Origin of the sequence: Thalassolituus sp. (assembly GCF_034111725.1) — a bacterium.
Lineage (GTDB): Bacteria > Pseudomonadota > Gammaproteobacteria > Pseudomonadales > Oceanobacteraceae > Thalassolituus.
Map to the genome: position 1 here is coordinate 15093 of NZ_JAWUWR010000019.1, position 22342 is coordinate 37434.

23 protein-coding genes are annotated in these 22342 nt (G+C 46.6%); 10 read left to right on the forward strand and 13 right to left on the reverse strand.

Annotated elements, in window-relative coordinates:
- Positions 1-145 precede the first annotated feature (145 nt).
- The 5 genes from guaA to UXZ23_RS03020 all read right to left on the reverse strand — a co-directional run bounded on the left by guaA (position 146) and on the right by UXZ23_RS03020 (position 6703).
- Positions 146-1726, reverse strand: a complete 1581-nt coding sequence (gene guaA / locus UXZ23_RS03000) for a glutamine-hydrolyzing GMP synthase (protein ID WP_320819170.1) — start codon at positions 1724-1726, stop codon at positions 146-148.
- Between the two features lie 79 nt (positions 1727-1805).
- Positions 1806-3290 (reverse strand): IMP dehydrogenase, encoded by a 1485-nt coding sequence (gene guaB / locus UXZ23_RS03005; protein ID WP_320819171.1) that lies wholly within the window; start codon positions 3288-3290, stop codon positions 1806-1808.
- A gap of 78 nt (positions 3291-3368) precedes the next feature.
- Complete coding sequence (locus UXZ23_RS03010; RefSeq protein WP_320819172.1) at positions 3369-4244, reverse strand: alpha/beta hydrolase; 876 nt, start codon at positions 4242-4244, stop codon at positions 3369-3371.
- Complete coding sequence (locus UXZ23_RS03015) at positions 4244-6124, reverse strand: DUF4105 domain-containing protein (protein ID WP_320819173.1); 1881 nt, start codon at positions 6122-6124, stop codon at positions 4244-4246. The genes UXZ23_RS03010 and UXZ23_RS03015 overlap by 1 nt, the downstream gene beginning before the upstream one ends.
- A 108-nt stretch (positions 6125-6232) precedes the next feature.
- A complete protein-coding gene (locus tag UXZ23_RS03020) occupies positions 6233-6703 on the reverse strand; it encodes a DUF3015 domain-containing protein (RefSeq protein WP_320819174.1) in 471 nt (156 codons plus the stop codon).
- A 266-nt stretch (positions 6704-6969) separates the two neighbouring features.
- Here UXZ23_RS03020 and xseA point away from each other — a divergent pair, with 266 nt between their 5' ends.
- From xseA to UXZ23_RS03035, 3 genes are read left to right on the forward strand one after another with little or no spacing between them, the layout of a single operon-like run.
- A complete protein-coding gene (xseA, locus tag UXZ23_RS03025) occupies positions 6970-8346 on the forward strand; it encodes an exodeoxyribonuclease VII large subunit (RefSeq protein WP_320819175.1) in 1377 nt (458 codons plus the stop codon).
- Between the two features lie 22 nt (positions 8347-8368).
- On the forward strand, positions 8369-9211 hold the full coding sequence (locus UXZ23_RS03030; RefSeq protein ID WP_320819176.1) for a peptidoglycan DD-metalloendopeptidase family protein: 843 nt from the start codon (positions 8369-8371) through the stop codon (positions 9209-9211).
- 17 nt (positions 9212-9228) lie between these two features.
- Positions 9229-9459 carry a hypothetical protein gene (locus UXZ23_RS03035; protein ID WP_225667629.1) on the forward strand — a complete coding sequence of 77 codons (231 nt, stop codon included), beginning with the start codon at positions 9229-9231 and terminating at the stop codon, positions 9457-9459.
- Here the strand turns inward: UXZ23_RS03035 and UXZ23_RS03040 are convergent.
- A complete protein-coding gene (locus UXZ23_RS03040) occupies positions 9456-10010 on the reverse strand; it encodes an acyl-CoA thioesterase (protein WP_320819177.1) in 555 nt (184 codons plus the stop codon). The genes UXZ23_RS03035 and UXZ23_RS03040 overlap by 4 nt on opposite strands.
- Positions 10007-10885 carry an acyl-CoA thioesterase gene (locus UXZ23_RS03045; protein ID WP_225667627.1) on the reverse strand — a complete coding sequence of 293 codons (879 nt, stop codon included), beginning with the start codon at positions 10883-10885 and terminating at the stop codon, positions 10007-10009. Before UXZ23_RS03045 ends, UXZ23_RS03040 begins: the two co-directional genes overlap by 4 nt.
- 280 nt (positions 10886-11165) lie before the next feature.
- On the opposite strand from UXZ23_RS03045, the gene trmA reads away from it, so the two are divergent.
- The 3 genes from trmA to UXZ23_RS03060 all read left to right on the forward strand — a co-directional run bounded on the left by trmA (position 11166) and on the right by UXZ23_RS03060 (position 14912).
- Positions 11166-12296 (forward strand): tRNA (uridine(54)-C5)-methyltransferase TrmA, encoded by a 1131-nt coding sequence (trmA, locus tag UXZ23_RS03050; RefSeq protein ID WP_320819178.1) that lies wholly within the window; start codon positions 11166-11168, stop codon positions 12294-12296.
- Between the two features lie 33 nt (positions 12297-12329).
- Positions 12330-13709 (forward strand): ATP-dependent RNA helicase DbpA, encoded by a 1380-nt coding sequence (dbpA, locus tag UXZ23_RS03055; protein WP_320819179.1) that lies wholly within the window; start codon positions 12330-12332, stop codon positions 13707-13709.
- A 66-nt stretch (positions 13710-13775) separates the two neighbouring features.
- Positions 13776-14912 (forward strand): putative solute-binding protein, encoded by a 1137-nt coding sequence (locus UXZ23_RS03060; protein ID WP_320819180.1) that lies wholly within the window; start codon positions 13776-13778, stop codon positions 14910-14912.
- Between the two features lie 73 nt (positions 14913-14985).
- Here the strand turns inward: UXZ23_RS03060 and UXZ23_RS03065 are convergent, their stop codons facing one another.
- The gene (locus UXZ23_RS03065) at positions 14986-15849 is read right to left on the reverse strand and encodes an MOSC domain-containing protein (RefSeq protein WP_320819181.1); all 864 of its coding nucleotides are present in this window, start codon (positions 15847-15849) and stop codon (positions 14986-14988) included.
- 155 nt (positions 15850-16004) lie between these two features.
- Between UXZ23_RS03065 and UXZ23_RS03070 the strand changes: the two genes are divergently transcribed.
- The 4 genes from UXZ23_RS03070 to UXZ23_RS03085 are packed head-to-tail and all read left to right on the forward strand — an operon-like array spanning position 16005 to position 19693.
- A complete protein-coding gene (locus UXZ23_RS03070) occupies positions 16005-16652 on the forward strand; it encodes a TetR/AcrR family transcriptional regulator (protein WP_320819182.1) in 648 nt (215 codons plus the stop codon).
- Complete coding sequence (locus UXZ23_RS03075) at positions 16649-17602, forward strand: HlyD family secretion protein (protein ID WP_320819183.1); 954 nt, start codon at positions 16649-16651, stop codon at positions 17600-17602. The genes UXZ23_RS03070 and UXZ23_RS03075 overlap by 4 nt, the downstream gene beginning before the upstream one ends.
- Positions 17599-18531: an ABC transporter ATP-binding protein gene (locus tag UXZ23_RS03080; RefSeq protein ID WP_320819184.1), complete on the forward strand. Its 933-nt coding sequence runs from the start codon at positions 17599-17601 to the stop codon at positions 18529-18531. Before UXZ23_RS03075 ends, UXZ23_RS03080 begins: the two co-directional genes overlap by 4 nt.
- Positions 18521-19693, forward strand: a complete 1173-nt coding sequence (locus tag UXZ23_RS03085; RefSeq protein WP_320819185.1) for an ABC transporter permease — start codon at positions 18521-18523, stop codon at positions 19691-19693. The genes UXZ23_RS03080 and UXZ23_RS03085 overlap by 11 nt, the downstream gene beginning before the upstream one ends.
- 21 nt (positions 19694-19714) lie before the next feature.
- On the opposite strand, the gene UXZ23_RS03090 is transcribed toward UXZ23_RS03085, so the two are convergent.
- The 5 genes from UXZ23_RS03090 to UXZ23_RS15610 form a co-directional block, all read right to left on the reverse strand.
- On the reverse strand, positions 19715-20017 hold the full coding sequence (locus tag UXZ23_RS03090; protein ID WP_320819186.1) for a hypothetical protein: 303 nt from the start codon (positions 20015-20017) through the stop codon (positions 19715-19717).
- A 3-nt stretch (positions 20018-20020) separates the two neighbouring features.
- Positions 20021-20401 (reverse strand): hypothetical protein, encoded by a 381-nt coding sequence (locus UXZ23_RS03095; RefSeq protein ID WP_320819187.1) that lies wholly within the window; start codon positions 20399-20401, stop codon positions 20021-20023.
- Positions 20402-20693: 292 nt separating this feature from the next.
- Positions 20694-21608 carry a pirin family protein gene (locus UXZ23_RS03100; RefSeq protein WP_320819188.1) on the reverse strand — a complete coding sequence of 305 codons (915 nt, stop codon included), beginning with the start codon at positions 21606-21608 and terminating at the stop codon, positions 20694-20696.
- A gap of 107 nt (positions 21609-21715) precedes the next feature.
- Entirely contained in the window at positions 21716-22069 is a 354-nt protein-coding gene (locus UXZ23_RS03105; RefSeq protein WP_320819189.1) for a hypothetical protein, read from the reverse strand.
- A complete protein-coding gene (locus UXZ23_RS15610) occupies positions 22066-22149 on the reverse strand; it encodes a lipoprotein (RefSeq protein WP_414491455.1) in 84 nt (27 codons plus the stop codon). Before UXZ23_RS15610 ends, UXZ23_RS03105 begins: the two co-directional genes overlap by 4 nt.
- Between the last annotated feature and the right edge of the window lie 193 nt (positions 22150-22342).

A 22342-nucleotide genomic window follows, 5' to 3' on the forward strand; every position in this document is an offset into this window, starting at 1 on the left:
AAAAGTAGACACTTGTAAGACTAGCTAGCGGAACTTAATGTCAAAATACTTGTATGCATCACGCAAAAAAGTAAAACGGAATTTTTTAGCAAAAAAAAACCACCCGAAGGTGGTTTCTTTTCATACTTAAGCAGCCAGTACCAAGTTATTCCCACTCAATCGTGGCTGGCGGCTTGCTCGATACATCATAGGTCACACGTGAGACATGTTCGATCTCATTAATGATGCGGTTCGATACTTTCTCTAACAGTTCATATGGCAAGTGTGCCCAACGAGCCGTCATAAAGTCGATGGTGTCTACCGCACGTAAAGCAATGCCCCACTCATAACGACGCGCATCACCCACCACACCGACCGACTTCTGCGGGATGAATACCGCAAAGGCTTGGGAAGTTTTGTGGTACCAATCGAAGTTGTGCAGCTCTTCAATGAAGATAGCATCCGCTTCGCGCAAGATATCGGCGTATTCTTTTTTCACTTCACCCAAAATACGTACGCCCAAACCAGGGCCTGGGAATGGGTGACGGTACACCATGTCGTACGGCAAACCGAGTTCTAAACCGATTTTACGTACTTCATCTTTAAATAGTTCGCGTAGCGGCTCGACCAGTTCCATCTTCATATCATCTGGCAATCCGCCGACGTTATGGGGCGATTTGATCACATGCGCTTTGCCGGTTTTCGAGGCCGCCGACTCAATCACATCGGGGTAAATAGTGCCCTGCGCTAAAAAGTTAACGTCTTTTAGTTTGGTGGCCTCTTCATCAAACACTTCAATGAAGTTTCCGCCGATGATTTTACGCTTAGCTTCTGGATCAGATACGCCAGCCAATGCACCTAAAAATAAATCAGCAGCATCAGCACGAATAACTTTAACGCCCATGTTCTTAGCAAACATGTCCATCACCATATCGCCTTCATTCTTGCGTAATAGGCCGTTATCAACGAATACACAGGTCAATTGATCGCCAATGGCTTTATGCAGCAAGGCAGCAACAACTGAGGAATCAACACCACCAGACAGACCTAATAGAACTTTCTGATCGCCTACTTGAGCACGTACACGCTCGATTTGATCTTCAGCAATCTTGGCAGGTGTCCATAAAGCTTCGCAATCACAGATTTCTAATACGAAATGCTCTAATAAACGCTTACCTTGCAGGGTATGAGTCACTTCTGGATGGAATTGCACGCCGTAGAAATTTTTCTCTGCATTCACCATACCGGCAATCGCGCAGGATGGCGTAGATGCCATAATTTCAAAGCCTGCAGGCATGGTAACGACTTTGTCGCCGTGACTCATCCATACATCCAGCAGCGACTTGCCAGTCGATGCGTCGATATGATCTTTGATGTCTTTTAATAGTCGGCTTTCACAATCCACTTGAATCTGGGCATAACCGAATTCACGAATATTAGACCCTTGAACCTTGCCGCCAAGCTGCTCGGCCATGGTTTGCATGCCGTAGCAAATACCCAGTACTGGCAAGCCCATGTTAAAGACGATTTCAGGTGCACGCGGCGAACCTGGCTCAGGCACAGACTCAGGACCACCCGCCAAAATGATACCGCTTGGGTTATATTCGCGAATTTCTTCTTCGTCCATATCCCACGCGCGAATTTCAGAGAACACTCCAATTTCGCGCACGCGGCGAGCAATTAACTGAGTGTATTGTGAACCGAAATCAAGAATCAGAATCCGTTGGGCATGAATGTCTTGAGACATGAGGCTTTCCAGAATGTAGGCGTTAAAAACAAAATTGGGGATGACGCATCATCCCCGTTATTTCTTGCTAGGCAGTTAATTAGCCTAAGCGATAGTTTGGTGCTTCTTTAGTGATCTGCACGTCATGAACGTGAGATTCCTTCATACCAGCCGCCGTAATACGAACGAACTCTGGCTTAGTACGCATTTCGTCAATCGTGGCACAGCCGGTGTAACCCATTGCTGCACGCACACCGCCCATTAATTGGTGAACAATATTAGTGAGTGGGCCTTTAACAGCGATACGACCTTCAATACCTTCTGGTACTAATTTGTCGACGCCATCTTTCTTGTCTTGGAAGTAACGGTCTGAAGAGCCTTGGCTCTGTCCCATTGCACCTAAAGATCCCATTCCACGGTATGATTTATAAGCACGGCCTTGGAACAATTCGACTTCGCCCGGCGCTTCATCAGTACCGGCCAGCATAGAACCGACCATCACCACACTCGCACCCGCGACAATCGCTTTAGCGATATCACCAGAAAAACGAATACCGCCATCCGCGATTACAGGAATGCCATAAGCTTCCATTGCAGCAGCCACATTGGCTACGGCAGAAATCTGTGGCACACCAACACCGGCAACGATACGAGTAGTACAGATTGAGCCTGGACCGATACCGACTTTAACGCCATCAGCGCCAGCTTCAGCCAATGCAACCGCAGCCGCTGCAGTTGCAATGTTCCCGGCAATAACCTGCATATTTGGGTAACGTTCTTTCACCCAGCGTACGCGGTCAATAACACCTGTGCCATTCGCATTGCTGGTATGGCCGTGGGCGGTATCAACAACAATCACATCAACGCCAGCTTTAACCAGTGCGTCAACACGTTCGTCGGTACCTGCACCAGTGCCGACAGCAGCGCCAACCAATAAACGACCTTGGTCATCTTTGGCTGCACTTGGATAGGCTTTGGCTTTTTGAATATCTTTAACCGTCATCATGCCGGTCAGTTTGCCATTAGCATTCAGCACAAGTACTTTTTCAATACGGTGCAGGTGCAACAAATCTTGCACTTCTTGTGGGCTAGTGCCCTCTAGAACGGTTACCAACTGATCTTTTGGCGTCATAACCGAAGCCACCGTTGCGTCGAGATTTTTCTCAAAACGCACATCGCGGCTAGTCACAATACCCACCAGCTCTTCACCATCGACAACTGGCATGCCAGAGATGTTGTGCTGATTGGTTAATTCTAAGATTTCACGAATAGTCGTCGTGCTCGGCACTGTGATTGGATCTTTAACCACACCGCTTTCGTATTTTTTAACCTTACGTACTTCAGCAGCCTGCTCTTCAATAGAGAGGTTTTTGTGAACGATACCAAGGCCACCTTCTTGCGCTATGGCAATAGCTAGGCGGGCTTCGGTTACAGTATCCATGGCAGCCGAGATAACAGGCGTATTAAGCTGAATGCCGCGTGTTAAGCGTGTTTTCAGAGAAACCTGATTGGGCAGAACCTCGGAATAACCGGGAACCAATAGCACGTCATCAAAAGTGAGTGCATCCTGAGCGATTCGCAACATAGAGTGCCTTCCAGAACGAGGAGAATGAAGGTAATTCGGAAGTCCTTAGACTCCCAGGCGGCGCATTATACCGAAAGGTCAGTCACCGGTAAACGACGAACACCCCTGAGCCTCAATGAAGCGATAAGCAGCCTCTTTCAAATCGGGGTAAGCAAAGGTCTGAATGTGCGGACCGACGCTATCTATCCAGCACGAAGGCGACCTAATTGCCGCATACACTTCTTTGCCCTGATCATAAGGAATAACATCATCTGTAGGGCTATGAAAAACCAAAACCGGCACCTCTATACTAGGCGCTAAGCGCACTGGGTCCCAGGTTGACGGTATAAACAAAGTACCTGGCCAAAACAGGTAACCAATCCAAGAATGCGCCAACGCCGAACGGGCAACAGCAGGAAAACCACTAAACGGCGCATCAAGTATCAAGGCTTTAATTGAATAAGCCTGTTGCGCCGCAGCAACGAAATTAACCGCCAACGCGGCTCCCATACTTTGCCCTAACACCACCAAAGGTTGCTCGGGAGCTTTTTTCTTCAACCAAATAGCAGCGGCTTCGATATCCATCATGACTGCTGGCATCATGGCACGACCTTCGGAAGCACCATAACCGCGATAGTCGAGGGCCAATACCCCAACACCACGCGCAGGCAACCAAGCGACACTGCGAAAATGACTGCTTATATTTTCGCCATTGCCGTGCAAATACAGAACCACTGGCGCATCCGCTTGCTGCTCTTCACTGTGCTCAAGCACCCCACCTTGCTGCGCCGGAATCCACCAAGCGTGCACCTTAATATTGTCGGCGGTTGTTAAATAAACATCCTCATACTCGAGACCGACATCCTCTGGTGTTTGTATCCACAGCGTTTGCGGATAGAAATACAAGCTCGTCATCGAAGCGCAGCCCGTCAACCAGCCTGAAAGCACCAGCACACAAACGAGGCTAAACCGCATCAAAAATACCAAACCGCTGATATATCAGCTTCATTGATTGCTTGAGCATCCGCCCACTGGCGCTTAAAGGCCAAACGCAACTGCAGGTTATCGGCCACGCCTATCCCCTGCTGCAACAGCAATTGGCGGCGAATTGTATCGTCACCCAAAGTGGCCGGTTGCCAATTAAACTCAAACTGTTGCTGAAACGTTTGTCCTTGATACAGCCAACCTAAACGCGGCCCTATCGATGCTTGAATACCTTCTTCGAATTGATTGTCGGCTTTAAGCTCTATTTGAGCTAAACCATATATACGGCCATCACCCAGTTTGTGCGCACGACCAAAACCAACGTTCAGGTAACTGAACAGCTCGCTATTTCCAGCAGCATATCGATCCATACCGGCACTCACCCCCCACGCAACAGGGCGTTGAAAGCGTGTACGGTGACTCAGCGATAAAACATCCACCAGCAAGAAACGCTGTAACTGCAAATCATGGTTGCCGCCATCACGTATATCGATCTCCCCCATTTGTATCTGCGAACCGGGGACAAATCCTTTAGGAAGGTCCAATATCTCGTGATACGCCGCGCGCCAGCTCAATTGAACAAACGGCTGATCATCACTTTGCCCAAGCGTTAATCTTGTGCGCTGTGTTTTATGACCTTGATCATCACGAACATTCGGCATGGGTACCGAAGTAAATGGACTACCTGTTTCCAGCTTACTTCTGGCCGATAAAATTGTAATAGTGCGCTTACGTAGTTCTGGACTCGCCTTCTTCTTTTTCACCGACAAATAACGTGCATAGGCATGCCCTAGCTCAAGTGCTTGCGCCTGTTCAAGCGCTGATAAGCCTGCCAATACGTCATCGACAGAATCGTCGCTTTCAACTAATTGCTTGGCGCGATCAACGACTTCGTCATCGGCTTGCGTCGCCATAAACTCCAGCTCCGTCGCAGCTGATGGCCGATACTCGTAGCCTGCGACCAGATTTTGTTGCTCTAAAGCCCGAATCGTATCAACCGGAACGGCTTTTAATACAAATTGATCCGCTAAGCTTGCTCGTTCAGAACTAGCATCCAGTAATGCCAGTAAACGGTAAGAACAGTTTTCGTCAAAGAAAAAATAATCAAAATACGTATCTTGGGTTTCCCAGATGTGACGCACGAACTGCGCAACCTCATCAGGGGTAAAATTCAGCGGATATTCCCACGTATCACGATATTCCATATGCTGATACTGATTGGTTTTTTCGTAGTATGGCATCACCGATACGACTCCAGGATACCCTCCCGTTAAACCTTTGTAGCTAAACACCAACTCATTATCCGTAGGGTCGGCATTGGCGGCAAAATTCACACTGTAGGCCAGTAATTTACTACGCGAGGGATCAGCCCTGTCCATACGCACTAAAGTATGGCCGTACATGGATGAGGGCGAATTGATATGCGAGGCTGGAAATATAAGCGTCAGCGAATTGGCTTCTAAATCGTCACGCCACTTCTCAAATTTTGGGCACGGCTGATCAACAAAGGTATTACGAGGTAACTGTTGTTTCAGCCAGAAATATCGCGCGGGGAACTGACATTGAGCCGAAATATCAGGCGCTTGTTCCGTCAGGATAAATGCGGCGATGTCCGCCACCAACTCCGACTTTGGATTGGTTTTCCCATCGGCCGCTAAAAAGAAATTTTCACTGTCATTTTGACTAATAATTTTACGACTGAACGGGTGTAAACGAACGTGCAGTAGATGTGCCCATTGTGATTTATCCGCGAGCGCTTGAATCTGGTTATCACTAATAACTGAAGATTGGTTTTCTGTTGAGGGAAAAGCCGATGCACTGGCCAACAAAAATGTACAAAAAAACGACAACAACAATCCCGAGCGGAGCATGGTGAAAGATCCATTTAACAAAAAGCGTAACCATAACCTAAAAAGGAAAAAGGCAAACATAAAAAAGCGCGCCGTAGCGCGCTTTTTTCACGAGGCTCTAATCAGAGATTAGCCAACGTATTTTTTCAACTCAACGTCTTTAGCCATTGCAGTCTTCAGTGACTCTAAAGCCACTTCAGAAGTTGCATCAGCGTTAAACATAGAATCAAAGTTAGATTGAACAGTGCGGTTAAATGCTGCTGAATCTGCTGCTTCTACGCCCATAACTTCAGCCAATGCTGCTAGAGTTTCGCCTTGACCTTTAGCTGCATCAACGGCCAACTGATCCATATTTTGATCAATAAACAATTGTGCATCTGCCAATGGGCCGTTAGCTGCTTCACAACCCAAAGTACCAGAGGTCATACCAAATGTTTGGTTACCAGAAGTACCGTTAGTGGTAGCTGCTAATACATGCTCATACCATTGGCTAGCATCTTTAAACACTACAGCAGTACCCAAACCGCAACCAGCAGGGCTAGCAGCGAATGCCATAGTAGATGAAGTAGCAAGAATTGTTGCTGCGATCAATTTTTTCATGGACAAATTCCTTGTTCAAATAAAGAAGTTCAGTTCAAAAAACATACAGTTAAACCCGTATCTTTAATACTGATCGAGAAATAACTTAGTCCTAAAATTTGTCGATGTCTATGCAAAATCAAAGAAATCATAACAAACCGGATATCGTCAAATGCCGTTAGTACCAATCTAAAAATTACAGCATTATCCAAAAGCCTGACTGGAGAATCACGCGAGTTTGTGGCAGCCTGAACACACATTTACTGCAGTACTAATACAGTAGCGCTATGTCGTTTCAAGAGCCTCAAACCCGAGATCCGGGTGTATTCACCGTTAGCCAACTCAATCAGCGTGCACGCCAACTGCTTGAGATTTCTTTTTCGTCTGTTCGGGTCGAGGGTGAAATATCCAATTTAGCTCGCCCATCTTCAGGCCATTGGTACTTTACCCTCAAAGACAGCGGCGCTCAGATTCGTTGTGCTATGTTTCGTTCGCGGACCTCTCAACTAAAGTTTTTACCAAAAGAAGGTGATCACGTTGAGCTACGCGGCAATGTCAGCCTTTATGAAAATCGTGGCGATTATCAGCTAATTGTCGATAGCATGAAACCCGCCGGAGAAGGGGCTCTGCTGTTGGCATTTCAGCAGCTTAAAAATCGCTTAGCCGCAGAAGGATTATTTGACCCTGCCCGCAAACGACCGCTGCCCGTTATTAAGCGCATTGGTTTAGTCACCTCCCCGACTGGGGCAGCAGTCCACGATATGCTCACGGTATTGAAACGCCGCTGGCCAGCAATGGAAGTCGATATCTACCCTACGCCTGTTCAAGGCCGCGAAGCGACACAACAAATTGTTGATGCGATTGGCCGCGCCAATCGTGATAACCGCGTAGACGCCATCATTGTTGGCCGTGGCGGTGGTTCACTAGAGGATTTATGGTGCTTTAACGAAGAAATCGTTGCTCGTGCCATCGCCGCGTCACAATTGCCGGTCATTAGTGCAGTGGGTCATGAAGTCGATATCACCATTGCCGATTTCGCTGCCGATGTTCGTGCTCCTACGCCATCGGCTGCAGCAGAGCTTGTCAGCCCAGATCAGCAAGATGTCATTCAACGCTTGCAACAAATGCAGCGCCGCTTAGCCCAGTCAATGCGCCAACATTTGCAGCGACAGCAACAGCGGATTTTGCGCTTGCAGCAGCGCGTGCGAGGCCCCCAACATCAACTACGTAATCAGGCTCAACGTATTGATCAGTTAGAAGTACGCCTGCAACGCGCCATGCGTCAGCGGTTACGCGACCAACAACAGCGTTTAGGCCGATTGCAGCAAGCGCTGAATCACCAACACCCGCAACGCAACCTAACTGAATACCAGCAACGCTTGCAGCGTTTATGGCTGCAACTACAACGACACATGCAAACTAATTTGCAACAGCAAGGTCAACGTTTGCAAAGCCAAGCTAAGTTACTCAGTAGCCTGAGCCCCTTAGAAGTATTAGGTCGTGGTTATTCGATTACCCAGAGGGCTGATGGCCAAGTGATTGAAAAACACACAGATGTGAAGATAGACGACATAATGCACACTAGGCTCGGCTCGGGCTGGATTAAAAGCCAAGTACTATCACGTCGTAAAACGTTCAAAAAATCGCCACCAACAAAGAAGTAACTCAATCACCATGGCTCTAAAAATGAAGACATTATCCGCAATTACGGCATCCCTCATCTTGATTGCCAGTACACTGAGTCACGCACAAACCAACTCAGTTAGCGACTATCCAATGGCGGCTATCCCCGGCGGTATTGTCTCGGTTCCGTTAGGAATAACAAGTAACGAACGCCCAACCGTGAAACTCGGAAAGCAACCTGTATTAACCGTACAAGAAAGAAGCGGTGAATGGATCGCGGTTGTTGGTGTGCCATTAGAGCAAAATGGCAAACTCACCTTAACTAGCCAGCAAAAACAGTGGACCGTTGGCGTCGGTACGCATGATTATCCCGAGCAACACATCACGGTCGAAAATAAGCGCCACGTTAACCCAGAAACCAATGACATGACGCGCATCAATAAAGAATATGCACTCATGGGGCCAGCATATAAAGGTTACAACGGTATCGTTGCAGAGGGTTGGCAAAAAATGAGCTGGCCAGTAAAAGGACCATTAAGTAGCCCATTCGGATTTAAACGCTTTTTTAACGAACAACCGCGCAAACCGCACAGTGGTTTAGATATCGCAGCACCCGCGGGCACCACCATTCTGGCTCCGGCGGATGGAAAAATCGTATTAACAGGCGAGTTTTTCTTTAATGGCAACAGCGTATTTATTGATCATGGCCAAGGCCTAATCAGCATGATGTGCCATATGAGCCGCATTGATGTTAAAGACGGTCAAATTATAAAACGCGGCGATGCGATTGGTGCTGTAGGGCAAACCGGTCGTGCGACTGGCCCACACTTACATTGGAGTATCAGTATGAATAACACTCGTGTAAATCCGCTCTTGCTGGTAGCCGACCCTAACGGTAACCAGTAATTACCGAGGTAAACATCATGGCCAAACATCCAGGAACATCCGGTTTAATGCCAGTAAAAGGCAGTAGCTGTGGAATACGCCCAGATCCAGAAGCCTTGGAAATAACGGAGGGTTTCGATTTCAGTGGAGCGGCAGATTTGCTCGCCGATGTAGCTGATGATGATAAGAAAAATGTAAAAAAAAATGGCAGCGCTGAATCATTTCATTCAGACACTGCCACCAAAGAAAACACTAAAAAACAGGATTAATGCGCTAATTCTGCATCACGCTTAGCGTTCAATAAATTAATTTTGGCCGTTACTTCTGCCGACGGCGTCATCGCTTCGTAGCTGCCTTCTGGCTCATCGTTATAAACATCAATCGCTTTTAATAACGAATCAAACGACCGTACGCGATTACCACGAATCATGGCAACGCGAGCCAGCGTTTTACAGTGAAGTTTTCCATCGACTAAAAAGCGATGCTCGGTATATACGTATTTACGATCCCAATACACTACTCGACCTTCGACGACGACTTTGGCAAACGGTTTAATTTCGCGAATAAAACTCATGGTTTGGCTGGCAATCACCGAACGCCAACCTTGCTTGAATACCAAAGGAATCATACCAATTTCAAAAAAACTCTGAACGCGGCATAAATCCAACCACATTGGATAGCGTGTATTGGTCAGGTGCAAGTTTAAATCGCAATCCCAAGGCATCACCCGAAATGTTGTTGTCGTTACTCCAAACGGGTCGCGTCGAGGGCTCCAAGGACGTCGTATGATCATTAGCGCATAGCGAATCAGCTGGATCATTTTTTAGCGCTCAAATCCAATTTACGAATCAAGCCTTCTTGCGCAACAGATACAACAAGCTCACCTTGCTGGTTAAAAATTTGCCCACGGCAAAAACCGCGACCGCCGCCGGCATTCGGGCTATCAATTGCGTACAGTAACCATTCGTCCATACGGAACGGACGGTGGAACCAAATACTGTGATCTAGGCTGGCCATTTGTAGATCTTTTTGACCATAGGAAACCGCATGAGGATGCAGTGACGTTGCTACCAAATTAAAATCGGATGCGTACGCCAGTATAGTGCAATGCTCGTTGTAGTCATCGCCCATTTTGGCATCGGCCTTCATCCACACGAACTTCACCGGATCTTTCTTTTGTGGCGCAAAAATATTTACCGGATCAAGCACCCGCATTTCAATCGGCTTATCGGCGGTATAAATATCGCGTACTCGTTCAGGGAAATGATCACGAAACATACGCGCTAATTCTAATTGTGATGGAATGCCATCAGGACCTTTAACATCCGGCATCGGCGCTTGATGCTCAAAGCCTTTTTCTGGATGCTGGAACGAACAAATCATGGTAAGAATCGCACGGCCATTTTGCGTCACTTTTACTTGGCGTGTGGCGAAGCTGCGCCCAGTTCTTAAGACATCAACATCAAACTCTAAGTGATCACCAACCGTACCCGCGAGCATAAAATAGACATGCAACGAATGCGGAGCCCAGTCGCCCTCTGGCAGGGTTAGCAGAGCCGCTGCTAAACTTTGGCCCATAACCTGACCACCAAATAATGCACGAAACCCTAAATCTTGCGTTTCACCACGAAACCGATTTTCACCGATAGATACTGGACGCAGCAGCTTGATTAAATCCTGCAATACATCACTCATACATTGACCCTTTTTCAAATGCATCCACAAATAACGGAATGCTTATGTTTCGTTATGCGCTAGCACAATACGGAATACAAGCGCTAAGGCATTGGCCCAAATGACACAGTGCGCCATTGTAGATTTTTGCCCATCTAACGCCAATCACAACAGAACGAACGCACTACAACTGACTTTTCCCCCTTTAACGATCAAAAACCAAGCGGAAAGATGCAAGCGACGCCTCTATGCGTATAATACTCGGCCCAACCCGCCACGCCGACACAGGGCTACGTTTCGTATGAGTATGGCCGAAGACAAACAGCACGACTTCAACGTCCTAGATACCAGTATCTATCCCGCTCAGCTCGATGAAAAAAGCGATCGCCTGCGCCAGCTATTTGCAGAGTTTCAACCACCAGAACTTGAAGTTCATGCCAGCGAACCAAGCCACTTTCGCCTGCGTGCTGAATTTCGTTTGTGGCACGAAGGGGATCGTTGTTACTACGCCATGTTTGAGCCCGGTAATAAGAGTAAAGCCTACGAAGTCAAAGAATTCCCCATTGCATCGCAACTCATTAATCGTTTGATGCAACAATTGCTGGTCGAAATTCAGCCAAACGAATTGCTGCGTCGTCAATTATTCCAAGTCGAATTTCTCACCACCATGAGTGGTGATGCACTGATTACCCTGATTTATCACAAAAAACTCGACGAAGCATGGCAGGCAGAAGCCGAAGCTCTGCAACAACGTTTAGGCTTTCCAATTGTTGGGCGCTCGCGCAAACAAAAATTGGTATTAGAGCGCGATTACGTTAATGAAACCCTGCAAGTCGATGGCAAGGCCTTTCAGTACCGCCAAATTGAAGGCGGATTTACGCAACCCAACGGCGGCTTAAATCAGCAAATGTTGAGCTGGGCACGCTCGGCCTCGGATGCCTTTAGCGGCGATTTATTAGAACTGTATTGCGGTAATGGCAACTTCTCCGTCGCCTTAGCCGATAAATATGATCGCGTATTAGCTACCGAAATTTCAAAAACATCGGTCGCTGCAGCCCAAATCAATATTCGCGATAATGCGTTGGACAATCTGATTATTGCGCGTTTATCGTCAGAGGAATTCGTGCAAGCCATTCGCGGCGAGCGCACTTTTACCCGTTTGGGCGATGTCGATTTAACCAGTTATAACTTCGACACTGTGCTGGTCGATCCGCCGCGCGCAGGCCTTGATGATGAATCCGTGCGCCAAATCAGCGAATACAACAACATCATCTACATCTCATGTAATCCCGATACCTTGCACGCAAACCTGACGGAACTGTGCAAAACGCATACAATCACACGCTTTGCGCTGTTCGATCAATTTCCGTACACGCACCACATCGAAACCGGTGTGGTACTGACGCGTCGCTCAGCCAATAAAGAACAATAGCAAACCCAACTTAGCCAAACACACAGGCCAACCATGACCGCATCAACATTCGCTAGCTTGGGATTACCTCAAGAACAACTCGATAACCTGCAACTAATGGGTTACGAGCAAATGACCGAAATTCAGCAGCAGGCGTTGCCCGCTGCGCTGGAAGGCAAAGACGTGCTGGCTCAAGCCCGAACTGGAAGTGGCAAAACCGCTGCCTTTGGCATTGCCTTGCTGAGCCGCATTAATCCACGCTTCTTTGGCGCACAAACCTTGATCATGTGCCCTACTCGCGAACTGGCGACTCAGGTAGCGACTGAAATTCGTAAGCTAGCGCGCTTTCAACAAAACATTAAAGTGGTGACCTTATGCGGCGGCATGCCGATTGGCCCACAAATCGGCTCGCTAGAACATGGCGCGCACATCGTTGTCGGCACCCCAGGCCGCATTTGCGATCACCTGCGCAAGCAAACTCTGGATATCAGCCAAATCAATACCTTAGTGCTGGATGAAGCCGACCGTATGCTGGATATGGGCTTTGCTGCCGATATCGACAGCATAGTGCAAGAGACACCGCACAATCGCCAAACCCTGCTGTTCTCTGCGACCTACCCTGAGAACATAGAAGCACTGAGCCGCCAATACCAAAACAATCCGGTCAGCATTCGCGTTGAATCCTTGCATACTGCGCACACCATCCAACAGCAATTTATTGAATGCGACCGTGATGATCGCTTAGGCGCTCTCGAACGTGCGCTTGCCCATTTTGGTATCCAGCAAGCCGTGATTTTTTGTAATACCAAACAAACCACCCATGAAGTCTGCACGCACCTACGTGATTTAGGTTACAGCGCGCTGGGCCTACACGGTGATTTAGAACAAAAAGATCGCGACCGCGTACTGGTGCGCTTTCGCCAAGGCAGCCTCGCAATATTGGTGGCGACCGACGTTGCTGCTCGCGGCCTTGATGTCGACGATTTGCCTGCGGTAATAAACTACGAGCTACCACGCGACTCTGAAGTCTACGTCCATCGCATTGGTCGTACGGGCCGTGCCGGTAAAGAAGGACTTGCTCTTAGCCTAACCACCAATAAAGAAGCCTACAAACGCGATGCCATTGCCGAGCAAATAGGGCAAAAAGTAAACAGCATGAGCGCCGATGAGTTAAGCACAGTTCCCGCAGATATCGAGCGACCAGAGTGGATAACCCTTGCACTTGCAGCCGGTCGTCGCCACAAAATGCGCCCAGGGGACGTACTTGGTGCCCTTACTAAAAACGGCGGTATAACCGGTGCCGAAGTTGGAAAAATCGACGTTTTAGAACAAGTGACTTACGTCGCCGTTAAACGCAATGCCTGCAATGCTGCGCTGCAACACTTAGAAAATACGCCCATTAAAGGCAAAAATGTACGATCGCGTAAGGCGTAATTATTCGCCAACCGATAAAGCGAAATAAACTGCTAAACATAAATATGGATACGATAAGGTAACGGAATGACAATCATAAAAAAAATAGCCATATTATTAACCGTTTTATATTTTTCATCAGCTTTTGGGGTAGATGCATCCAGTAGTTCACTGGATGCAAAAAAGAAGGCACGCTTAGAATCTACCGTCGTAAATCCGAACATACCTTTGGAAAAACGTATTCATGCGATAAAAGAACTGCATAGCGATATGTTCGCTGAAGGACATATAAAGCGCACGTTTTGCGCATGGGACCCTATAGGAAGGACTGGACCGATAGCAGCGACGGTAAACGATCAAGTATTGCGTTCCCTGCACTATGGAATGAATCTATCCGTCGTTATTTTTCAAAACGAAAAAGAACTCATTAACAACTTTTTAACTGAAAAAACATGCGACGCTATACTTATCCGCGGTGCTTTAGTTGCTCAATTCAATAAATTTTCTGCAACCATAGAAGCAGTTGGAGCCCTACCAGAAAGTGAACATCTGCAATTATTATCTCAAGTACTAGCCGATCCCAAAATGGGAAAAAGCTTAACTAACGACCAATACACTGTAATGGGTATGGCAACCGTTGGTGGCAGCTACGTATTCGTAAATGACCGATCATACACAACTCTAGCTTCACTAAAGCAAAAGCAAATTGGCGTTCATGCTAGTAATCCTGGCATGGAAGCAATTATTGATGCCGCAGGTGCGACTCCAATCAAAGGTACTTTAATGGAGTCAGTAAAAAATTATGTGAATGGCAACGTAGACGCCATGATATCGCCAGCTCTGCCCTACATAGTTGCCGGCAATAGTCAGGACAGTCGTAATAAGGGAGCATTTGCCAACAGTATATCGCAATCTACGTTACAGTTAATTGGCCGCACCGAATTATTTCCTTTAGGAATAGCTCAAATCTTACGTGAAGACTTTCTATTTAAATTCGATACCTATTCCCAACGTTTCACTCAAGAACTCAACGGAGTGATATCAGAAGATTTTTGGATTCCCATGTCAGAAGCCGAAACGAAAAAGCAAAGCAAAATTTATCAAGATATTCGTATTAAGCTACGCGATGAAGGCTACTATGATGCCAGCATGCTGCGTTTAGCGCGTAAAATTCGCTGTCGATTCGAGCCTACTAACAGTGAATGCACCAACCCTGTTGAATAATATCCAATTCACGGCTGAATATATTTATAGATAACCTAGTTACGAGCTTATTAATAGCTTGTAACTGGTACTTTTAATTATCTAAAATATACACGGCATCCCCTACTCGCAAAATCCCCTCTTGTTTAATACTGCCGTAAATTCCGAGATTTTGATCAGCCTCTTTCACAATGGTTCGTAGCATAGATTTATCAAAATCGAGCCCGTTTTGCACGCGTGTTACCGCCCCGCAGCGTGGAGCTGTCGCGGTGCAATCTATCAATGAATTGGCAATGGTTATTTGTTTGCCAATCCAATTTTGCTCGGCTAAACCATCGTCATAACCTGTGGTGTCGATAACGATATTGGGCCGAAAACGGCGTATATCCCAATCCGCTTCAGGCAACAGTTTGTTAAAATGCTCCATTGTCGCGGTGGTAATAATATGAAATGGCGTCACTAAAAAAAATGTCCCCGGTACGGTGACAAAATCCTGCGCTTGTTGAGGAAATGAACTGAAATCAGGCAGAGGTTCACCCGGCTCACGGCTAAACGTCGCTTTCAATTCGTCCAGCCAAGTATGATCATCAAGCTTGTGGCGACGATAAAAATCCACCTCGGATAAAGGTCTCAACGACTCTAGTTTGGAGTCATGCCCCACAAGCTCTGACAGGCGTTGATGAATATCGGGATTGTTGCTATTCAACGTAGAACCATCAGCAAAAGTAACCTGAATATACTGCTGGGTCTTTAGATCGTTCTTTACCTTAGCAGTACAGGTTAATAATTCCGGTCTAAATTTACAGCTTTGGATTTCTTGGCGAGCCGTATCACGTAGTGCCCACACTCGGTCACCACTCAGACCTTGGGCTCCCACACTACATTCCTGCAATAGCTCTCCAGCCATTCCCTTAACGGGATAACGCCAGATCTCTTTAACGACGCCTACTTTTTTCATTGCTGCGCTCCCGATTCGGTCATTGCTCATAGGGATTATTCAGCACGTGAGCGAGCAATTCATCATTTTTTACTAATTGCAGAATTATACTGCTGCCATTCTCGTCTATAGCGGCCTAAGATATTCACCAACTGATGAATATAGAGTCTGGACCTATGAAAAGCCTTCCCGGCCGCCCGAAAGGGGCTTCTAAAGCCAGAGAGCAACTAACACAAGCCGCCCGAGAGTTGTTTCTGCATACGCCCTATGAGCAAGTTTCGATTCGACAAATTGCGCGCACGGCAGGCGTTGATTCCTCGCTGATTCGTTACTACTTTGGCGATAAGGCAGGCTTGTTTGAAACCATGGTGCGAGAAACCATCGCGCCAATCGTTGCCGTTCTTCAGGCTAATAAGTCTCAGCAAAATAAAGATCAAATGGATTTAGAAACATTAATATCCACGTATTACCGAATTTTGGGCGCTAATCCAGCACTTCCCAAACTGATCTTTCGCGTATTAAACGATAGTCCGAACAGTGATGCTTTCGCTGTGTTGGCGCGCATATTCAGCGAAGTCATCGGAAAAGCCCGGATCTGGCTGCAAAATACCATGGTCAATAGCGGGCAACTGCGACAAGACATCGATCCTGATCTCGCTCGGCTTTCGTTTGCCAGTCTTATGGTATTTCCGTTAATAGCGCCAACCGTTCTACTCAAAGTACTCGGTTTCACCATCAACGAATCGACTTTAGACACAATCGCAAAACACAATACTAAGCTCATTTCCCGAGGGCTATTTATCCCCAAAGAGAGTTCACAATGAAGATGATTAAAGCCTGCATTATTCTTATCATTGTCGCTCTTTCAGGTTGTACCTCAGACACCAGTGGACGGGCGCTAGGTTCGTTAGAACGAGATAGAATCACCCTTAGCGCGCCCGCTAGCGAAGTTATCAGCGCCATCAAAGTGAGCGAAGGCCAGACCGTTGCCGCAGGCGATATTCTATTACAATTAAATACCCAAATAGCCGACGCAAAAGTCAGGCAGCTGCAAGCCGATGTCGCTGCAAAAAGCGCTCAGTTAGCCGAACTGCAAGCGGGCGCTCGCAGTGAAGAGCGCCTGCGTGCTAGCTCGCAAGTCAACGAAGTGAAAGCCCATTTATTAGATGCCGAACAGCGTCTAGAACGCACCAAGGCTTTACGTCAGAAAGGATTGATAGGCCAAGCTGAGCTGGATTCTGCTAAAGCTCAGCGAGATTCTGCCGCTGCGCAATTGAAACAAGCAGAAGAAAGCCTACTGCAATTAACCAATGGCACGCGCCCAGAACAAATTACCCAAGCGCAAGCCATACTGGCCGCGGCTCAAGCAGCGCTCGAAGCTCAACAAAAAATACGTGATGACCTTACTCTTAAAGCTCCGATTGCAGGTCGTATTGATATATCACCATGGCATGTTGGCGATCGCGTCAGTATAGGAACGGTATTACTCACGCTAATGTCCGACAACGACCCGTTTGTGCGCGTATATTTACCGCAAAATCGCTTAGCCGGATTACATATTGGCAGCGAATTAAACGTCGACATTAATGGTACTAAGCTGACCGGAAAAATCAGAAACATTCGTGCCGATCCGGTATTTACGCCCTATAACGCATTAAACCAACGCGACCGTGCGAATTTAATGCATTTAACGGACATTGTTTTTGCACCATCCGCAATAGATACACTCAAAAATATTCCCGATGGCATCGTTGTTGAGGTTATGCTGCCGTGAGCTCTAAGAGCGCAGATTTCGCCATAGAAACCCATGGTATGACTCGAAAATTTGGTGATTTAACCGCAGTAAATAATCTCGACTTAGCTATTCCTAGCGGCAGTATTTACGGTTTTCTTGGGCCGAATGGTTGCGGTAAATCGACGGCTATTCGTATGTTAACCGGTTTATTAATACCAACCTCGGGCGATATTAATGTTTTGGGAAGCGCCTTGCCGCAGCAAGCCGAAGCCCTGCGTATGCGCATAGGCTACATGACGCAAAAATTCTCCCTTTACGATAATTTAACCATACGTGAAAACCTTAATTTTGTTGCCAGCATCTATGATTTTCATGGCCAGATTGGCAAACAACGAGTTAATGAATTAATTGCCTTATACGGACTAGAAAACCGCGAAAAACAAATGGCAGGCTCACTAAGTGGCGGACAAAAACAGCGTTTAGCTTTGGCTGCCGCCACACTGCATAGACCCGACCTACTGTTTTTAGACGAGCCCACCTCCGCGGTAGACCCAGAAAATCGCCGTGAATTTTGGGAGCGCTTATTCGATCTCAGCGACAGTGGCACCACCATACTAGTATCGACCCACTACATGGATGAAGCAGAACGCTGTCATGCTCTCGCCATTTTAGAAAATGGCATCAAACGCGCCGACGGCACTCCAAAATCGCTCATGGAAAACATGAAGGTTACTGTAATTGAAGTTTCGGGCGACGATTTACGTACACTGAAGAATCATCTCGTAGCGCAACCCGAAGTACTTTCTACGGCTCAATTAGGCACACGCCTGCGTGTGCTTATTCACGATTGGGTAACAGACCCAGAGCTATGGTTAACTCAGCAAATAGATGGTCGTAGTATCGAACGAGTACGACCTAGTCTAGAAGATGTATTCGTTGCCAGTACTGGAGGTCATCGTGTTGGCTAAATCATTCTTCGCCACTGTTTTCCGCTCACTGTCGCGCTCACTTTCCCGGACTCGTGCCATTACGGTAAAAGAACTGCGACAGCTATCCCGTGACCGTATGACGTTTGGCATGATCGTGATGATTCCACTCATGCAGCTAATGCTGTTTGGCTATGCCATCAACACCGATGTACGCCATATTGCTGCGGGCGTGGTGGACATGAGCCATACATCGTACAGCCGCGATATCCTTCAACAGCTAAATGCCTCTCAAGTGGTGAGTTTTACGCGAGTGTACGATTCCATACCCGCAGCAGAGCAAGCGATAACCAACGGAGAACTAAAAGCGGTGCTGTATTTACCGCCGGATTTTGCTCAGCGCTTAGTATCGCACCCTGCATTTACCGGAAAGTCATCACCAACCGCTCGCCCTATAGGCCAATGGCTGGTCGATGGTTCAGATACGATGATAGCCAGCACCCTGCGTAGCTTGCGACAAATGCCACTCGATGCTCTGGCCAATAGAACACCGAGCCTGAGTGTCCCAACCTTTGAAACCGTACAATACTTTAATCCCGAGCAGCGCAGCGTTGTTAATATAGTGCCCGGATTACTGGCCATTATTCTAACCATGACCATGATCTTATTCACGTCGGCGGCCATCGTACGAGAGCGTGAGCAAGGCAACATGGAGTTTTTAATTGCAACGCCAGTAAAGTCATTTGAGCTTATGCTAGGCAAAATCATCCCTTATGTATTAGTCGGGCTCATTCAAGTCGGTATTATCTTAATCATGGGCCACCTTGTATTTGACGTGCCAATAAGAGGCGGAATGACGTCAATACTAACGGCTAATTTGTTGTTTATTTTCGCAAGCCTAACGCTTGGATTAGTGATATCGACCATCGCCAAAACTCAACTACAAGCGATGCAAATGACGGTATTTTTACTTATGCCGTCGATCTTATTGTCGGGATTTATGTTCCCTTACGAAGCCATGCCGATACCAGCACAATGGATTTCTGAAACACTACCGGCAACACACTTTATGCGCATGATTCGCGCCGTAGTGCTGCGTGATGCCGCCATTACCGAACTATCGAAGGATGCCTTATGGCTGGCGGGGTTCACTGTTTTGGGATTAATTGTGGCATCGATGCGCTTTAAAAAGCAGCTGGATTAGTACGAAATTGATGCGAAGCGATTACTGTGAAGACATCTGCACATCAATAAAGACGCCGGCACCACTGTATTCATCGGCCTCTAGCCAATAACTACCCGCAGAAATTGAATAATTACTACCGGTTTTTCTTACACGTACTGGCACCGCCAATTCTGAAGAACCGGCGGTATCATCCCACTCGGTGTACATTATTCCCGACGTCACATATACGGCGGCCTGCACAGGAGCACCAACCAAGAATAAGCTAAGAGCAATGACAGCCAACTTGCATATCAAGGACAAATCACTTTGAATTCTGCGTAAAACTGCACATTGCCCCGACACAACTTACTCCTCGTTTGTCAGCTCTACACCCTTCTCTTTAGCTCGCATCTGCATTTCTTTACGATGTTCTATCATTAATTTTAAACGCTCTTCTTTGGTTTTTGCCGCGCGCAGACTTTCACGATACTGCTTAACTTCAGCGTTATTCATCATTTGATAACCATAAATTGCAGCACCGTCATTTAAGTAATCCTTACTCTGATCGCGATCCATCGCTGCGTCATGTGCCGATGTTTTGTCTCGCATCATATCGTGATCTTTAGACATAGCTTTGATTTTATCCATGTCACCAGAGCCTTTGCCATCCATGGCTGCCATAGAAAGTGCAGGAATAGAAAGTAAACTAGCGATTAGTAAACCATTGAGCAGTTTTTGAGTTTTCATTGCGGTATCCCGAATATTGGCGTTGAAAACTCAACCTACTCCTACTGGGCAATGAACACTTGATAATTGTCAACTAATGTCTCGTTAACACATTCTTAATCCCAAGATGATAGTTACTGGTATGAGCAAGCTAGTAATGGCGGGATTAGTGGTATGGATGGCAGAAGAATGTGATCTAAAAATAGAACTAGATGTTAAAGAAAACACTCTAAATAAAATGGAATTAATTAGACAATCAATTCCATAAAATATAAGCATAGTTACAAAATATGATAAAAATCCGAATCAGTGATCAACTGGGATAGGGAATAAATTCCTCTTCGTCGCCAACGACCTTAGGAAAATCACCCGCTATCCAATCTTGCTTAGCCTGCTCAATTCGTTCTTTACGGCTAGAAATAAAATTCCACTCGATGTAACGCTTAGCCATTTTTTCACCGCCGATTAAGGCAATTCTTGATTCTTCTGCGGCTTCAATCACCACACCATCAGCGGCTGACAAGATAACCATGGCAAATTCAGGAATAACACTATCTTTGATCTTCAAACTGCCTTTGGCCACATAAATAGCCCGCTCTTCGCTGTTGGGTAATGCTAGCGTTTGCCCCGCTTGCAGATGAGCTTCGACATATAAGGTTTCTGCGTAGGTTAACACCGGTGACGTTAGGCCATAAGCGCTGCCCATCAATACCCGCAACGGCACACCATCGACGGTCGTTGCTGGAATAGACGCTGAAGGATAATGATAAAAAGCCGGTTCAATTTCTTCGTCTTTTTCTGGCAGAGCCAGCCACAATTGCAGCCCGTGCAAGGTATGATAAATATCCTTCACTTCTGGCCGTTCCCGTTCAGAATGCGTGATGCCGCGCCCTGCAACCATTAAGTTAATATCGCCCGGCGTGATGGTGGCATAACTGCCTAATGAATCACGGTGTAATATTTCACCTTCGAATAAGTAAGTAACCGTGGCCAAGTTGATGTGCGGATGAGGACGAACATTGATGCCAGAGCCAGCCGGAAAATTCGCAGGGCCCATATGATCAAAGAAAATCCACGGTCCAACCATTTTGCGTTCTTTCGTCGGCAAAGTACGACGAACCGAAAATCCACCGAGATCTTTTGCACGAGGTTGAATAATCAACTCAATCGCATCACAGCCCTGATTAACCGAGCATTCCGACTCAGTTTCTTTGGTTTCAATACTCATAATATGCCCTCGTGAAGTTAGTGATTGCTCTTATTGGCAAACAGCTAACTAGAACTCGAAATTTAACATAAGAACCATAGATGCCCTATGCTGGCGAAATTAAAATCTCAATTTTCTCGAAAAATATACTTTGAAAAAGCAAAAAGAACAAAAAATAATACAGGCCAAATAATCCACCATGCAGAGTAGTTTGCTTGCATTATGACGTGATCAAGATAAACCGGATTAGCTAAGCTAGGCTCCATCGCATGAGCGACAAATGAGTAAGTCAAAGTACCATCGCTTTCTTGAGCCATTCTGTTCCACTGATATTCCTTATACCAATTATCAAAGTTCTGAAAAACGTATCGACCGTAAGCAGTTAAAAAACTAATCATTGCTACATAAGCCGAAATACTTTTCTTTTTCTTCATTAACAAAAGGTATACGGAGAAAACAACGATTGTAATTATGTAGATCATCTAGAAACCAAAGTATATCTAGCCGCAGCACAACCAGTAACGGCAAAAGCTGCAAGAATTATTAATAAAGTACGTTTCATTGGTATTTCCTTATCAAATTAGTATTTACAGAGTCAATCACCGCCACAACCACCGCCGCAATCGCTAGAATCACCGGCAAAACTGTCAAAAAAACCACCTGAAGTTGATGGTGATCCAGAGTCTCCGGCGCAACCAGCTGCGCAACCTATATGGCCGGCGCAGTATCCATCACTGAATCGCCCCTAGTTTTCT